This is a genomic window from Azospirillum melinis (genome assembly GCF_013340935.1).
GTDB lineage: Bacteria > Pseudomonadota > Alphaproteobacteria > Azospirillales > Azospirillaceae > Azospirillum > Azospirillum melinis.
The window spans coordinates 82,282-98,489 of record NZ_WHOS01000027.1 but is presented as its reverse complement, the minus strand read 5'-3'; the positions used below and the strand labels follow the sequence as shown (position 1 = coordinate 98,489).

Below are 16,208 nucleotides of genomic sequence, written 5' to 3'. Positions count from 1 at the left end.
CGCTCGCCAGCTTCAAGCCGTCGAACCAGCGAAACCTTGAACTCCAAACTTCGCTTCTCTCCCATCGGTCCTCTCCATCAGAGAACCGGAACACTTTAACACTGTCTCAGTTTCAGGGGGCACTCCACCCTGTTCCACTGTTCCATCCGCCGCCCCTGCGACCGCAAGGGGGCAGGTTTTGGCGTGATGAGCGGCGCCTGTGCTCAATTGTTTCGGAATCGAGTCGGGTGGACCGCCGCCACCGCGCCATGCCGTTCCTCCGGTGGATGAAACACTGGGGTCCCCCAGTCCTATCACCTTCGCCGGCCGGCGCTAAGCGTGGGATGAAAAAACGCCGGGCGGGCGTCAGGCCCGCTTGGCTGCGCCGGACGCCGCGACCATGGCGAAGAACTGCGCCTCGTCGATGGTGTCGGGCTTGCCGTACTTGGCGCGCCGGGCGGCGGCGGTGTCCAGCTTGGTGGCGCCGGGGGCATGGCCGACGACGAGATAGTCGGTGTCCTTGCGGACGCTGTGATGCCAGTGTCCACCCAGAGTCTGGATGCGGGCCATCACCGCCTCGCGTGACAGGCCGGTCAGCTCGCCAGTGACGGCGAAGGCATAGCCATCGATGCCGTGCGTGATGGGAGCGGCCGGTTGCAGGACCAGCGGCGGCGGGTCGATCTGGTTCGTCGGCGCCAGATGGGGAACCGCCAGCATCTCGGTGCTGCCAAGGATCATCTTCTGGAACAGACGGCTGGTGATCTCGGCATCGACGAAGGCGCCGTGGAAGCGCGCCCGGATCCCGACATCGATGCCGAACAGCGACGCCACCGCATCGAGCGATGCACGCCCGGCCACCTGCGCCCTGGCATGCTGCATGGTGCAGACCGATTGGCCCGCCATCCAGCGAATCCCGCAGAGTTCGAACTCATGCCGCAGGAACTCGATGTCGAAGCCGACATTGTGGCCGACCAGCACCGCGCCTTGCAGGAAGCCGAGGATGTCCTGGGCGACGCTGTGGAAGGGATCCTGGTGGCGAAGCAGATGGTCCGGCAGCCCATGCACCCTCAGCGCATGCGGGTTCGACTTGCGCCCCGGATTGAAGATGAGGCTGAGACTGCGGCCGGTCGGGACCGCATCCGCCAGCTCGATGGCCGCGAAGCTGACCATGCGGTCGCCGCCGGCCGTCGACAGCCCGGTGGTCTCGCAGTCGATGACGACGAACCGGCGGGAGGGCGGCCGGCTCTGCCTGGGCTTCGCCCCTGCCGATGGATCGGTAGGCACTGTATCGCTCGAAAGGCTCATCAACTCTCGCCCTGGGGGCTGGACCGCCCCGTTGCACCACGCAAGCACAGGATAATGGCAGGGTCGCCACCGCAGGTCGAGTGTGCGCGCCGCCGCATGAGCGGCGTCCCGGTGATGCAAGGGCCGACCGGCATTCGCTTCCATCCCGGAAATTTCGCCGTCTATCCAAAAATTCGGTCTCTATGCAAAAAGTGCATTGTTGGCTCACCAATCACGCGCTATCATATTCCAGTTGCTGTAATCGAATAGCGATTACAAACAAACACTATGCAGATCAAGGAGATCGCGTGTGGACGTGATCGCTGAGCTGTCGGGCCTGATCGGCGCCGACGCCGTTCTGACATCCAAATCCGACCTGGACGCGGCGACGGAAGACTGGCGCGGGCGCTACCGCGGGCCGGCCCTCTGCCTCGTCCGGCCGGCGAATGCCGAACAGGTCGCGGCGGTGGTGCGCTGCTGCGCCCGGCACGGGATTCCGCTCCTGCCGCAGGGCGGCAACACCAGCCTGTGCGGCGGCGCCACCCCATGGGAAAGCGGCCCCGCCCCGGTCATCCTCAATCTGGCGCGGATGCGCGCGGTGCGCAGCATCGACCCGGTCAACAGCACCATGGAGGTCGAGGCCGGCTGCGTGCTCGCCACCGTGCAGGAAGCAGCGGCGGCGGCGGGGCGGCTCTATCCGGTCAGCCTGGGCGCCGAGGGTTCCTGCCAGATCGGCGGGACCATCGCGACCAACGCCGGCGGCACCTCGGTCCTGCGCTACGGCAACACGCGCGACAATGTGCTGGGGCTGGAGGTGGTGCTGGCCGACGGCACGATCTGGTCGGGCCTCTACGGCCTGCGCAAGAACAACACCGGCTACGACCTGAAGCATCTGTTCATCGGGTCGGAAGGCACGCTGGGCATCGTCACGGCGGCGACGCTGAAGCTGCATCCGCTGCCGACGCGCCACGCCGTCGCCTGGGTCGGCATGGCCGATCCCGCCGACGCGCTGACTCTGCTGACCCGTGTGCAGCAACGCTGCGGCGCCCGGCTGTCGGCCTTCGAGATGATCAACCGCCTCCAGCTCGATCTGGTGGTGGAGCAGGTTCCGGGCCGACGCAGCCCGCTCGAGACTTCGGCCGACTGGCATGTGCTGATCGAGCTGTCGGACAACAGCGACGGCGACGCGCTGGACATGGAGCTTCAGCTGATCCTGGAGGACGCCTTCGGCGACGGGCTGCTGACCGACGCGGCGCTGGCCGCCAGCGACGCCCAGCGCCACGCCATGTGGGAAGTGCGCCACAGCGTGTCGGAGGCCAACAAGAAGGCCGGCGTCGGCCTGACCACCGACTGTGCGGTGCCGCTGTCGGCGGTGCCCGCCTTCATCGACGCCGCCAACGCCGCGGTGCGGGCGCTGGTGCCGGACCTGCCGTCGATCGTCGTCGCCCATCTCGGCGACGGCAACGTCCACTTCATCCCCTTCTTCACCTTCGACGCCTGGAACGCGGTTGCCGACCGCGAGGCGCTCGCCGCCGCCATCCGTCATGCGGTGAACGACGAGGCCGCCCGGCTAAGGGGCACCTTCAGCGCCGAGCACGGCGTTGGCCGCGTCCAGCTGGGCGAGATGGCGCGCTACAAGCCTGCCGCCGAACTGGCGCTGATGCGCGCGGTGAAGCAGGCGCTGGATCCGCAGAATCTGTTCAATCCCGGCCGCCTGCTGCCGCCGGGCTGAGACCCATTCCGTTCCTTCTTCCGCCGTTCCTTCGCCGTTCAGGCCCACCAAGAGGAGTTCCGACATGAGCATCCGCCAATCCGGCTGGTCCCGCCGCACCCTGCTGAAAGCCGGCGCCGCCGGCACGGCCGCGCTTGCCATGCCGGCGATCTGGAGCCCGGCCCGCGCGCAGAACAAGCGGATCGTCGTGCGCGATGACGGCGGCATCTACACCAAGGCCTATGGCGAGATCTTCTATAAACCCTTCACCGCCGCGACCGGCATCGAAGTGGTCGGCGTCCAGGCCAATGCCGAACCGACCGCGCAGATCCGCTCGATGGTGGAAGCCAAGTCCTACACCTGGGACATGGCCAAGATCAGCCAGCCCGCCATCCTGATGCTGACCGGCGGCGACAAGCCGCTGCTGGAGAAGCACGGGCTGGAGGCCGATCCGGCCGTCGCCTCGATCCCCAAGCAGTACATGTCGGAATATGGCGTCGGCACCAACGTCTACACCACGGTGCTGGCCTACCGCACCGAAGCCTTCAAGGGCCGCAAGGCGCCGGCCTCCTGGAAGGACTTCTACGACGTCGCCAACTTCCCCGGCCGCCGCGCCCTGCGCAAGCACCCGTTCGACACCATCGAACAGGCGCTGATGGCCGACGGCGTGCCGAACGCCGAGGTCTATCCCTGCGACCTCGACCGCGCCTTCAAGGCGCTGGACCGCATCAAGAAGGACATCTCGGTGTTCTGGACCAGCGGCGCGCAGGTCGAGCAGATGCTGCTGTCGGGCGAGGTGGACATGGTGCCGACCTGGGTGTCGCGTCCGCAGGCGGCCATTGCAGCCGGTGCGCCGGTCGGCATCGTCTGGGACCAGAACATCTGGGGCCTCGACAGCTGGGCGATCCTGGCCGGCACCCCGAACGCCGACGCCTGCCGCCAGTTCATCAAGTTCGCCTCCGACGCCAAGCGTCAGGCCGAACTGGTGAAGTATTTCCCGGCCGGCGTCACCCAGCCGGAGGCCTTCAAGCACATCGACGCCAAGATCGCCCCCGACTGCCCGACCTTCCCGGCCAACATCGAACGCGGCGTGCAGATCAACGCCGACTACTGGCTGAAGAACCAGCAGAAGGGTCTTGAGCGCTACAACGCCTGGCTGCTGAGCTGAGGAAACGCGGGTGGGGGATGCCGGTGCGGTGTCCCCTCCCCGCCCTTCCCGCCCCCATTCCCCTTCGGCCCCACCCCTTCGCGAGGAGGCGCGCATGTCTTCTTCCAGCCTTTCCGTCCAGGGTCTTGCCAAGCGCTACGGCGACTTCGTGGCGCTGGCTCCCACGGATCTCGTCGTCGCCGACGGCGAATTCCTGACGCTGCTCGGTCCGTCGGGCTCCGGCAAGACGACGCTGCTCAGCCTGCTGGCCGGGCTGGTGCCGCCCGACGAGGGAAGCGTGCGCATCGGCTCGCAGGACGTCACCTACGCCCCGCCCTATGAGCGCGACATCGGCGTGGTGTTCCAGAACTACGCCCTGTTCCCGCACATGACCATCGAGGAGAACATCGCCTTTCCGCTGAAGATGCGGAAGGTCGGGGCGGCGGAGGCCAAGCGGCGCGCGCTCGAGGCGCTGGAGATGGTGCATCTGCCGCACATCGCCGGCCGCTACCCGCGCGAGCTGTCGGGCGGCCAGCAGCAGCGCGTCGCGCTGGCCCGCTGCATGGTCTACAAGCCCTCGATCATCCTGATGGACGAGCCGCTGGGCGCACTCGACAAGAAGCTGCGCGAGCACATGCAGCTGGAGATCAAGCGCCTGCACCGCGAGCTGGGAACGACGGTCGTCTACGTCACCCACGATCAGGAAGAGGCGATGACGATGTCCGACCGCATCTGCCTGATGAATGCCGGGCGGATCGAGCAGCTGGGCACGCCGGCCGACCTGTATTTCCGCCCGCGCTCGCTGTTCGTCGCCGATTTCCTGGGCGAATCCAACATCCTGCCCGCTGCCCTGGGCAGCCGCAGCGGCGACGAGGTGGAGATCGGGCTCGGCACGCAGGGCGTATCCGGCCGGGCGCTCGCCAACGGCAACGACCTTCCGCCCGGCACCGAGGTGCGCGTGATGGTGCGGCCGCAGAACCTGACGGTCGCCCGCAAGGGCGGAAGCACTCCCGACGGGCTTCAGGGCCGCGTGTCGGAGGTGATGGTCACCGGCAGCCTGACCAAGGTCTATATGGAGCCGCTGGACGGCAAGCTGCCGCCGCTGGTCGCCGCCTTCCCCACCCGCAACGACGACGACGCGGTCCGCATCGACGACGTGCTGACACTGTCCTGGAGCGGCCGGGACGCCGTGGTGATCGCCGACAGCGCCCGTGCGGCCGGGACGGCGTGAGATGAGCGGACAGTCCATGACCATGACCCACGCCCAAGGCGCCAAACGCCACTCGCCCCCGCCCGCCTGGCGCAAGCCGGTGCTGATGGGCGCCCCGCTCGTCCTGCTGCTCGTCGCCTTTTTGGTCTTCCCTGTCGGGCAGCTGCTGGCGCTCAGCGTCTACAACGGCCAGGGCTTCACGCTGGCGCCCTACGCCCAGCTGTTCGCCTCCAGCCTCTACATCACCGTCCTGTGGATCACGCTGAAGATCTCGCTGGCGACGACGGTGGTCGCGGTGGTCGCGGCCTATCCGGTCGCCTACCTGATCTCCATCGCCAAGGGCCCGGCGAAAAGCCGGCTGATCTTCTGGGTCCTGCTGTCCTTCTGGACCAGCTTCCTGGTGCGCGCCTTCGCCTGGGTCGTCATCCTCGGCCGCAACGGCGTCGTCAACAGCACGCTGATGTCGCTCGGCATCATCGACACCCCGGCCGACCTGCTCTACGGCTTCGGCGCCGTGCTGGTCGGCATGGTGCATGCCATGCTGCCGCTGGCGGTGATGACCATGCTTGCGGTGATGGAGAACATCGACCGCACCCTGCCGCGCGCCGCCGGCACGCTGGGCGCCCGGCCCGGCACCGCCTTCTGGACCGTCTATTTCCCGCTGTCGCTTCCCGGCGTCGCAGCATCCGCGATCATGGTGTTCGTGTCGGCCATCGGCTTCTTCATCGTGCCCGCCCTGCTGGGCGGCCGGAAGGAGACGATGATCACCCAGCTGATCATCGATCAGGTGCAGCAGACGCTGAACTGGGGTCTGGCCGGCGCCATCTCGGTGCTGCTGCTGACGGTCGTGCTGGTGGTGTTCCTGCTGTACGACCGCGTCTTCGGCTTCGCGTCGCTGACCGGCGAGAGCGCCGTGGTGCGCAACCGCGACACCGCCATGCGCCGGCTGGGCGGGCGCGTGCTGGCCGCGCTTGGCTCCGTCAGCGATGCGCTGATCGGGCTGGTGCCGCGCCGCCATCCGCTGCGCGGCCGGTCCGAGCGTCCGGTGGCGCTGACCGCCTTCGTCTGGCTGCTGCTGGTGCTGATCAGCCTGCCCGCCTTCCTGATGATCCCGCTGTCCTTCGGCAAGGGCGGGCTCGCCTGGCCGCCGTCGGGCTTCACGCTGCAATGGTACCAGCAGCTGCTGGACTCGCCGATCTGGATGCAGGCGCTGTGGCGCTCCATCGTGGTGGCGTTCGGCACCGGCCTCCTGTCGATGGCGATCGGCGTTCCCGCCGCCTTCCTGATGGTGCGCAGCCAGATGCGGGGCAAGGGCGCCATGCTGGCCTTCATCCTGTCGCCCATCGTCGTGCCGCGCATGATCATCGCCGTCGGCATGTTCTATGTCTTCGCCCAGATGGGCTTGGTCGGCACCATCCTGGGTCTGGTCATCGGCCATACCGTCGTCGCCGTGCCCTATGTGGTCATGACCATGATGGCGGTGCTGCGCAACTACGACACCCGGCTCGACCTCGCGGCGCAGAGCCTGGGCGCCCGGCCGGTGGCGGCGCTGCGGCATGTCACCTTCCCGATCCTGGGGGCCGGCATGCTGTCGTCCTTCCTGTTCGCCTTCGCCACCTCCTTCGACGAGCTGACCATCTCCCTGTTCTCCTCGGGCGGGCTGAGCGCCACGCTGCCCAAGCAGTTCTGGGACGAGGTGACGCTGCAGGTCTCCCCCGTCATCGCGGCGGTGTCGACCGGGCTGCTGCTGTTCGTCGCCACCCTGATCTATGTCGCCGACCGTCTGCGCCGCCGCAGCCTCGCCGGCTGAAACCGGCTTCCCGACCGCCTTCACCACCAGCTTCTTCCAAGGACAAGACATGCTCAACGCCACGAAGCTTCGCGGCATCCTGCCCGCCACTCCGACGCCGGTGACAGCCGACGGCACCATCGACGTCGCGGCCTCTAGAGCGCTGTTCTCCTGGCTGTTCCGCCAGGGGATCGACGGGCTGGTCCCGCTCGGCGGCACCGGCGAGTATGGCGCCCTGGCGAAGGACCAGCGCATCCGCTTCGCCGAGCTGTCGGTCGAGGCGATGGCGGGCGCGGGCGAGAAGCGCGGGCCGGTGATCGCCGGCGTGCTCGACACCGGCTATTACGACGCGCTGTCGGCGGGCCGCGATTTCGCCTCCGCCGGTGTGGACGGGCTGCTGGTGCTGACCCCCTACTACACCAACCCGACACAGGCCGGCATCCGCGACTATTTCCTGCGCTACGCCGACGAATCGCCGGTGCCGATCCTGATCTACGAGATCCCCTACCGCACCCGCATCGCCATCGATCCGGAGATCCTGCACGAGCTGTCGCGGCACGAGCGGATCGTCGGCATGAAGGCCTGCAACACCGACATGTATCATTTCCTGCGCACGGTGGCGGGGGTGGACTCCTCCTTCGCGGTGCTGAGCGGCGAGGACACGCTGTTCCCGCTGCATGTGGCGTCGGGCGCCCGGGGCGGCATCGTGGTGACGGCCAACCTGCTGCCGCGGGCGTGGCGTCTGATCCACGACCTCGCCTCCACCGGCAAGCTGGACAAGGCGCTGGAAATCCACCGTACGCTGATCCCGATGATGAACCTCGCCTTCGCCGAGACCAACCCCGGCCCGATGAAGGCGGTGATGGATCTGATCGGCGTGCATGCCCCGGCGATGCTGGCGCCGCTGCGCGAGCCGGGCGAGCCGCTGAAGCAGTCGCTGCGGCGCGAGCTGTCCCGCCTGCTGGTCACTTACGAGGGAATGCCGGCCGCCCAGCCGGTATGACGGGTAGCAACCGCGCAGCGCGTGGCATTCGGTTCGCCGGATGCTATGCGTTAGCGTGGAGATGGCGGACCCTGGCGCAAAAGCACAGGACCAGGGTCCGGCGGGATGGAGACTGCCTTGGGGAATTGCCGATGACGCGGACAGCAGGACGGAAGCCGAAGGCGGAAGAGGCCGTGACGGAGCCGGGCGGCACTGCGGCTGGAGTGACTGTGGCTGGAGTGACCGCGGAGCCGGAGGCCAGGAAGCCCGATCCGCGCGACTCCTCGCTGTTCGTCGGCTCGACCGAGAAGACCTTCCAGATCCTCCACGCCTTCGACGGGCCGCACCGGCAAATGCCGCTGTCGGAGATCGCCAGGGCGGCCAACCTGGACCGCAGCGCCGCTCAGCGGCTGGTCTATACGCTGGAGGTTCTGGGATATCTGCGCCGCGTCCACGGTACGCGCAACTATGCGCTGACGCCGAAGCTGCTGCAATTCTCCTACAACTACCTGCGCGCCAACGAGCTGATCGAAAAGGCCTTCCCCTACCTTCTCGACATCAGCCGCAGCGTCGGCGAAACCACCAACCTGCAGGAGCTGGACGGCGCCGAGATCGTCTTCGTCGCCCGTTTCCCCGGCAAGCATCTGGTCAACATCGAATTTATGGTCGGCAGCCGCCTGCCCGCCTATTACACGGCGTCCGGCACCGCCATCCTGTCGCGTCTATCCGAAGAGGAGCGGGAGGATATCCTCGCCCGCACCGACCTGCGCCCGCTGACCCCCTACACCGTCTGCGATCCCGACCGGCTGCGCGCCCGCGTGCGCGAAGCGGGGGAGAAGGGCTATGCCCTGCTGATCAACGAGACGGTGATGGGCGACATCTCGGTCGGCGCCGCCATCACCGACGAGCACGGCCGCGCCGTGGCCGGCCTCAGCATCTCGGTTCCGGCCACGCGCTGGACTCCGGAGCAGGTCGAGCAGGAGCTTGCCCGCCATGTCCAGGTGGCGGCGGCCTCCATTTCCGTCCACAAATTCGGCAGCTATTCCCGATAGCCGCCCCATCCCGCGGGAGGCGGTGATCCCATGGCGGCCCATCAGGCATGCCTGAACATCGACGAGTTGCGGCTGCGCGCCCGCCGTTTCCTGCCGCGCGGCCTGTTCGAATATATCGACCGCGGCACCGAGGACGAGACCTCCCTGCGCCGGCTGCGCGACAGCTTCGCGCAGGCCGAACTGACTCCGCGGGTGCTGGTCGATTGCAGTGGACGCCACACCGGCGTGACGCTGTTCGGCCGCGACCGCCCGATGCCCTTCGTCGTCGCGCCGACCGCCGCCGCCGGTCTGGTCCGCTATGACGGCGAGGTGCTGCTGGCCCGCGCCGCCCGCGCCGCCGGCATCCCCTTCTCCGTTTCGACCCAGTCGATCACCAGCATCGAAGCCATCGCGGAGTCCGGAGCCGAACTGTGGTTCCAGCTCTATGTCTGGCGCGACCGCAGCCTGACCCATGGCCTGCTCGACCGCGTCGCCGCCTGTGGGGTGGATACGCTGATCCTGACGGTGGACACCGCGGTTTCGCCCAAGCGCGAGTATAACCGACACAACGGATTCAGTGTTCCGGTCGAGCCGTCCCTGCGTGGCGCCCTGGACGTGGCGCGCCACCCGGCTTGGGCGGGCGGGGTACTGCTCCGCCTGCTGGCCAACGGCGGCTGGCCCGGATACGCCCATTATCCCGAGCAGTACCGCACCCGCATCACCGACGCCGCGGCGCACGACCCGATCCGTCTGTGCGACCGGGTCAACTGGGACGATGTGACGGAGCTGCGCCGCCGCTGGCAGGGGCGCATCATCCTCAAGGGCTTGCTGGCGCCGGAAGATGCGCTGCGTGCGGCGGCGGCCGGGGTCGAGGCCATCGTGGTGTCCAACCATGGCGGGCGCAATCTCGATTGCGCGCCGTCGCCGCTCACCGTTCTGCCGCGGGTCATGGACGCGGTCGGCGACCGTCTGACGGTACTGGCCGACAGCGGCGTGCGGCGCGGCAGCGATGCCGCGAAGCTGCTGGCCGCCGGGGCCGCCGCGGTTCTGCTCGGCCGGGCGCCGCTGTTCGGTCTTGCGGCCGGCGGACAGGCGGGGGCCGAACACGCGCTGGCGATCCTGCGGGATGAACTCGACCGGACCATGGCCCTGCTCGGCTGCCGGACCGTGGCCGATCTCACCCCACTGCGAAGCCTGCCTGCCGGCCGGGTTGCCGAACCGGCGTGATCGCGGTCGCCGAATGAGGTCACCTCCGGCCAGAGGCCGGAGGTCCGGCGACCTTTAAAAAGGCCCTGCACCCACTCAATTTGGCGGGGCCGGCCGGCGTACCGTCGGGTCGGACCCGGCGATTTTCCAAATTTTCCTTCGCGAACCGGCGGATTGCCGGATACCGCCCGTCGCACAGCCGGTACAGGCTGAGGAACGGACTGTGGGTGAAACGCACGGAAGGGAAAAACGCAGGCATGTACCATGACCATGTGCGCCGGGACAGATTGACGAACAAGGCGTGGTTCCTGGGCGTGCTGGCGCTCGCGGTCACGGTGGCCGGCATCGTCGGCGGCATCGGGCACAGCGGCCTTGGCGCCGCCTTCGCACCGGTCGTCGCGGTCCTGCCGGGCGGCGACTCCCTGGCGACCGTCTGGGCCGCCATCGGCCTTGCGCTGGCCTTCACGCTGAACATCCATCTTATCGGCCGGCTCGGCCTGCGGTTGCAGGTCGCCGCCGTCTGGCTGGAGGTGTTCAGCCTGTTCCTGGTCTTCTTCTACAGTTTCGACCTGTCCTACAGCTTCATCCTGGGCAAGCTGTCTTTCCTGATCACCCAGGGCGTCGCCACGACGCTGTACATCTCGGCGATCTCCATCGCCATCGCCTTCGTGCTGGCGATGGTCGGCGCCATCGCGAGGCTGTCGAACAACGGCTTCGCCATCGCCATCTCATCCTTCTACACCTCCTTCTTCCGCGGCGTGCCGCTGCTGATCCAGATCTACCTGATCTATCTCGGCATCCCGCAGCTCGGTTACGTCATCGGGGCGATCCCGGCCGGCGTGGCGGCGCTGTCGCTGTGCTACGGCGCCTACATGACGGAGATCTTCCGCGCCGGCATCATGAGCATCCCCAAGGGCCAGTGGGAGGCCGCGCGCGCTCTCGGCTTCGGGCCGATGCACACGCTGGTGCTGATCATCCTGCCGCAGTCGCTGCGCCTGATCATCCCGCCGACCGGCAACCAGTTCATCGCCATGCTGAAGGACAGCTCGCTCGTCTCGGTGATCGGCGTGTGGGAACTGATGTTCCTCGCCCGCACCCAGGGTCGCGACGAGTTCCGCCACCTGGAAATGCTGATCACCGCCGCCGGACTCTACTGGCTGATCTCCATCGTCCTGGAGCAGGTGCAGGCCCGGCTGGAGAGCCGTCTGGCGCGCGGCCACCGCCACTGAGCCGGCGCGGGTCACCTCCCAAGAATTCACATCGTCCGAACGCCAAGGCTTCCCCTCACGTCAGGAGACCGTCCATGACCCTGCTCAAATCCCTGTGCCTCGGCGCCGTCGCCCTTGGCGCGCTCGCGCTGTCCAACGGTGCCGCCGATGCCGGCGCCACGCTGGACCGCATCACGCAGAAGAAGGAAATGGTGGTGGCGACCGCCGCCAACTGGCCGCCGCAGTCCTTCATGAACAAGGACAACCAGCTGGACGGCTTCGATGTCGAGGTGGCCAAGGAGATCGCCAAGCGGCTGGGCGCCACCGCCCGCTTCATCACGCCGGAATGGGGCATCATCACCGCCGGCAACTGGAACGGCCGCTGGGACATCTCGGTCGGTTCGATGACGCCGACCACCGGACGGACCCGCGTCCTCGACTTCCCGGCGATCTATTACTACACGCCCTATGTCTTCGCCGTTCACAAGACATCGAAGCTGGACAGCCGGGCAGCGCTGACCGGCAAGACCATCGGGGTCGAAGGCGGCACGACCTCCGAGGATTACATCAACGGCAAGCTGAAGATCGACGCCGTCGGCGTTCCCGAGTTCACGGCAGATGTGAAGCCGGGCACCGTCAAGACCTATGGCGACAGCGTCGGCCCGCTGGACGATCTGCGGCTGGGCGACGGCGTGCGGGTGGATGCCATCGTGTCCGCCCTGCCGACCGTCGAGGCGGCGGTGAAGCGCGGCTATCCGATCCGCGCCATCAACGACAAGCCGGCCTATCACGAGCCGCTGGCCATCGCCATCGACAAGGGCGATGCCGAGCTGAACGCCAAGCTGACGGAAATCGTCGCCGCCCTGAAGGCGGACGGCACGCTGAAGTCGCTGTCGGAGAAGTGGTACGGCATGGACTACACCGTCGCCAAATAAACTGGGCGCCAAGTATTCAGGCCGGAGGCTGGCCACCTCCTTGCGCGGCGGCCAGCCTCCGACAAGCCCTACAGAACAACCCGGCATCAATCCGGCAAACGGAACCCAACCGGCATGCTCGACTATCCGAACACCTATTACAGCGCCACCCGCCGCCCGGCGAACGACCACGCCCCCCTGCGCGGTACGGTGGCGGTCGATGTCTGCGTGATCGGTGGCGGACTGGCCGGCCTGTCCACCGCCTGGGAACTGATCCGGCGCGGCCGTTCGGTCGCGCTGCTCGAGGCGCAGCGGATCGGTTGGGGGGCATCCGGCCGCAACGGCGGCTTCGTCCTGCAAGGCTGGTCGGAGGGGTTGCGCAACATCGAGGCGCGCTGTGGCCGGGACCATGCCCGCGCGCTGTTCGGCCTTTCGGTGGAAGGGGTGGAGATCGTCCGCGACACCATCGCCGGCCATTCGCTGCCCGGCTGCGACCCGACGACGGGGAAGCTCAGCGTCACACGTTACGAGGCGGCCGACCAGTTGCAGCGGCATCGCGACCACATGGCGCGGACCTACGGCTACGACTTCACCTACATCGACCGCCCGACGTTGCGCGGTCTGCTGAAGAGCGACCTCTATTTCCAGGCCCTGCGCGACCCGGTCGGCTTCCATTTCCACCCGCTGAACTATTGCCTCGGTCTTGCCGACCTGATCGCCGATGCCGGCGGGCGCCTGTTCGAAGGCACCGCCATGATCGGCATGAGCCGCACCGACACGTCCGGCCCCAATGGCCGCTGGCGGGTGGATACGGTGGACGGTTCGGTCCTGTGCCACGATGTGGTGATGTGCGGAGGCGGGTACGGCGGACCGGAGTTCGGCCGCCTGCACCGGGCCTTCCTGCCGATCGCCACCTATGTCGTGCTGACCGAGCGGCTGGGCGAGCGGATGGCGGACTTCGTCGCCACCACCGATGCGGTTGGCGACGACCGCCGGTCTTCCGACTATTACCGCATCGTCGACGGCGACCGGCTGCTGTGGGGCGGACGCATCACCACCCGCTACGAACAGGACGAACAGCGTCTTGCCGCCATGTTGCGGCAGGACATCGGCGGGGTCTTCCCCGGCCTTGCCGATGTGCGGATCGAGAAAGCGTGGTCGGGGCTGATGGGGTACGCGCGCCACAAGATGCCGCACATCGCCAAGGTCGAGGACGGCTTGTGGAGTTGTTCGTCCTTCGGCGGACATGGCATGAACACGGCCCCCATCGGCGGGCGCGTCATTGCCGAGGCGATCACCGGCGAAAGCGACCGGATCCGGTTTTTCGCCCCTTACGGTTTGACCTGGAATGGCGGTATCTTCGGCCCCCCTGCGGCGGAACTGGTCTATACGGGACTGCGCCTGATGGATTTCTGGCAGGAATCGCGATCCCGGCGTCAGGGCGCTTAAGGGAAAATCATCGATGCGAGGGGATGAGGGAATGTCTGGGCCGGGCAACGAGCAGGGGTTCCGCCTGACGGACAAGGACAAGCAACTCCTCGCCCTGTTGCAGAAGAATGCGCGGGAGCCGACCTCCTCGCTGGCCCGCAAGATCGGCGTGTCGCGGACGGCCTTGCAGGAGCGCATACAGCGGCTGGAGAGTGCGGGCGTGATCGAGGGCTATTCGGTCCGCATCAACCACAGCAAGCTGATCTACACGGTGAACTGCTTCACCATGGCGGTGTGCAACAACAAGACCTATTCCGACGTCATCGCCCAGATGCGGACGATGGAAGCGGTGCAGGCGGTGTATGCCATTTCCGGCGACTGGGATTTCGTCATCCATGTCGCGACGGAAACGCTGGAGAAGCTGAACACCGAACTGACGCGGATCAACATGATCAAGGGCGTCGTCCGCACCACCTCCTGCATCGTCATGGAGACGAAATTCGACCGCCGGCTCGCGTTCATGGGCAGGATGGGGGCCAATCTGCTTGAGAATGCCGGCGATTTGCCGGACGCGGGGCAGGAGGGCGTCCAGGCCGCGGATTGAGGCCGCGGATTGACGCGCCGTTTCGACGTTCTCGCTGTTCACGCAGCAGACGCGTCGGAGGTTCTCTTGTCCGCCAGACCCAGCCCGCTCACCACCCCCGACGGCCGCTACATCGTCATGCGCGGACGTCTGTGGCGCACCGCAAACCCGGCCTTGACCGACGAGGCCCGCGCCGGCCTGGTCGCCGATCTGATGCGAGCCCGCCGCGCCGTGGCGACCGCAAGGCGGGCCGGCGACACCGGCGCGGAAGCGGCGGCGCATGCCGCCGTCGATCAGGCCAAGCGGGCGCTCGGCGAACGGGGACCCGTCTGGTGGTCCGACGGTGCGCCGGACCTGAACCGGCACATGGTCCGGACGACGCCCTATGCCGACTGGTTCCGCGAGGTGGAAGGCACCGGCGAGCGATAGATTGTGGGCAGCCATGCGGCCCAGCCAACCGTATTGCTCCCAAAGAGCATATCCGGGGAGCTTGAGAAATGCCGGTCGAGCCCGTATCGTTTGTGTGCCGCAGATAGACTGCGGCGCTCTTTCAGCAAGGAGCTTGCTGAGCATGACCATCGGTTCCCTGACCGGACGCGAGTCCGGCACCCTGTCGTTGCCGCAGAAGACCGCGGCACCCGGCGCGCAGAGCGCCACAAGCCCAAGCGCGCAAAGCGCTTCGAGTTTCGATTTCCTGGTCTTCGTCGGCCGCTTCCGCCCCTTCCATCTCGGCCATCTCACCGTCATGAGGCGAGCCCTGTCGCTGGGCCGGCATCTGATCGTGCTGGTCGGATCGTCGCGTCAGGCGCGCAGCCACCGCAATCCCTTCCGCTTCGAAGAGGTGCGCGCCTGCATCGAGGGCGCCTTCACACCGGAAGAGTGCGGACGCATCACGGTGCTTCCCCTCATCGACCGCTACAACGACCTGGAATGGATCCGCGACGTGCAGTCCGCGGTGCATGGCGTCGTCGTGCAGCACCACCGGCCTGCCGACGGCTCGCTCCCCCGGGTCGGGCTGATCGGTCATTCGAAGGACCACAGCAGCTATTATCTGCGCATGTTCCCGCAATGGAACGCCGTGGAGTGCCCGAATTTCCAGGGGATTTCGGCGACGCCGATCCGCGATGCCTATTTCGCCGATGCCGAGGCGGCGCTGGTGGACTGGAAAGAGGCATTGCCCGCCACTGTCGCCGCCTTCCTGGCGGAGTTCGCGCGCACAGACGAGTACAAGCGGCTGGCCGAGGAAAGCGCCTACATCGCCAAATATAGGGCGGGCTGGGCCAACGCACCGTATCCTCCCACATTCCTGACCGCCGATGCGGTGGTGGTGCTGTCCGGCCATGTCCTGCTGGTCGAACGCCGCGGCCTGCCGGGGCGCGGCCTGCTGGCGCTGCCCGGCGGCTTCGTCGGCCAGCATGAGCGGATCAGGGACGCCATGATCCGGGAGTTGCGGGAGGAGACGAAGCTCAAGATTCCGGCGGGCTTTCTGGAGGGCGGCATCCGCGCCAGCCAGATCTTCGATCACCCCTACCGCTCGACGCGCGGGCGCACTGTGACGCAGGCCTTCCTCATCCAGCTCAAGCCCACCGACGAAGGCTTTCCCAAGGTGCGCGGCGGCGACGACGCCAGATCGGCCCGCTGGATGCCGATTGCGGAAATCGATCCCGAACGGATGTTCGAGGATCACTACCACATCATCCAGACCCTGATCGCCCTGTCCAACAGCTGAATGCGGC

14 protein-coding genes are annotated in these 16,208 nt (G+C 67.4%); 13 read left to right on the top strand and 1 reads right to left on the bottom strand.

Features of this window, described 5'->3' with window-relative positions:
- Positions 1-345 precede the first annotated feature (345 nt).
- Positions 346-1,284, bottom strand: coding sequence for an exonuclease domain-containing protein (locus GBZ48_RS20120; protein WP_174472627.1), 939 nt, complete (start codon positions 1,282-1,284; stop codon positions 346-348).
- Positions 1,285-1,573: 289 nt separating this feature from the next.
- Between GBZ48_RS20120 and GBZ48_RS20115 the strand changes: the two genes are divergently transcribed.
- From GBZ48_RS20115 to GBZ48_RS20055, 13 genes are all read left to right on the top strand, one after another.
- Positions 1,574-2,995: an FAD-linked oxidase C-terminal domain-containing protein gene (locus GBZ48_RS20115; protein ID WP_174472626.1), complete on the top strand. Its 1,422-nt coding sequence runs from the start codon at positions 1,574-1,576 to the stop codon at positions 2,993-2,995.
- 64 nt (positions 2,996-3,059) lie between these two features.
- The gene (locus GBZ48_RS20110) at positions 3,060-4,142 is read left to right on the top strand and encodes an ABC transporter substrate-binding protein (RefSeq protein WP_174472625.1); all 1,083 of its coding nucleotides are present in this window, start codon (positions 3,060-3,062) and stop codon (positions 4,140-4,142) included.
- 94 nt (positions 4,143-4,236) lie between these two features.
- On the top strand, positions 4,237-5,352 hold the full coding sequence (locus GBZ48_RS20105) for an ABC transporter ATP-binding protein (protein WP_174472624.1): 1,116 nt from the start codon (positions 4,237-4,239) through the stop codon (positions 5,350-5,352).
- 1 nt (position 5,353) lies between these two features.
- Positions 5,354-7,141: an ABC transporter permease subunit gene (locus GBZ48_RS20100; protein ID WP_209798494.1), complete on the top strand. Its 1,788-nt coding sequence runs from the start codon at positions 5,354-5,356 to the stop codon at positions 7,139-7,141.
- A 49-nt stretch (positions 7,142-7,190) separates the two neighbouring features.
- On the top strand, positions 7,191-8,123 hold the full coding sequence (locus GBZ48_RS20095; RefSeq protein WP_174472623.1) for a dihydrodipicolinate synthase family protein: 933 nt from the start codon (positions 7,191-7,193) through the stop codon (positions 8,121-8,123).
- Positions 8,124-8,254: 131 nt separating this feature from the next.
- Positions 8,255-9,154, top strand: coding sequence for an IclR family transcriptional regulator (locus GBZ48_RS20090; protein WP_174472622.1), 900 nt, complete (start codon positions 8,255-8,257; stop codon positions 9,152-9,154).
- 30 nt (positions 9,155-9,184) lie between these two features.
- A complete protein-coding gene (locus GBZ48_RS20085) occupies positions 9,185-10,360 on the top strand; it encodes an alpha-hydroxy acid oxidase (protein WP_174472621.1) in 1,176 nt (391 codons plus the stop codon).
- Positions 10,361-10,596: 236 nt separating this feature from the next.
- Entirely contained in the window at positions 10,597-11,568 is a 972-nt protein-coding gene (locus GBZ48_RS20080; protein WP_174472620.1) for an amino acid ABC transporter permease, read from the top strand.
- Between the two features lie 74 nt (positions 11,569-11,642).
- Positions 11,643-12,482 carry a transporter substrate-binding domain-containing protein gene (locus GBZ48_RS20075; protein WP_174472619.1) on the top strand — a complete coding sequence of 280 codons (840 nt, stop codon included), beginning with the start codon at positions 11,643-11,645 and terminating at the stop codon, positions 12,480-12,482.
- Positions 12,483-12,596: 114 nt separating this feature from the next.
- Positions 12,597-13,910 (top strand): NAD(P)/FAD-dependent oxidoreductase, encoded by a 1,314-nt coding sequence (locus tag GBZ48_RS20070; RefSeq protein WP_174472618.1) that lies wholly within the window; start codon positions 12,597-12,599, stop codon positions 13,908-13,910.
- A gap of 31 nt (positions 13,911-13,941) precedes the next feature.
- On the top strand, positions 13,942-14,493 hold the full coding sequence (locus tag GBZ48_RS20065; protein WP_174472617.1) for an Lrp/AsnC family transcriptional regulator: 552 nt from the start codon (positions 13,942-13,944) through the stop codon (positions 14,491-14,493).
- 66 nt (positions 14,494-14,559) lie between these two features.
- Positions 14,560-14,901 carry a hypothetical protein gene (locus GBZ48_RS20060; RefSeq protein ID WP_174472616.1) on the top strand — a complete coding sequence of 114 codons (342 nt, stop codon included), beginning with the start codon at positions 14,560-14,562 and terminating at the stop codon, positions 14,899-14,901.
- 142 nt (positions 14,902-15,043) lie between these two features.
- The gene (locus GBZ48_RS20055; protein WP_174472615.1) at positions 15,044-16,201 is read left to right on the top strand and encodes a bifunctional nicotinamide-nucleotide adenylyltransferase/Nudix hydroxylase; all 1,158 of its coding nucleotides are present in this window, start codon (positions 15,044-15,046) and stop codon (positions 16,199-16,201) included.
- Positions 16,202-16,208 lie beyond the last annotated feature (7 nt).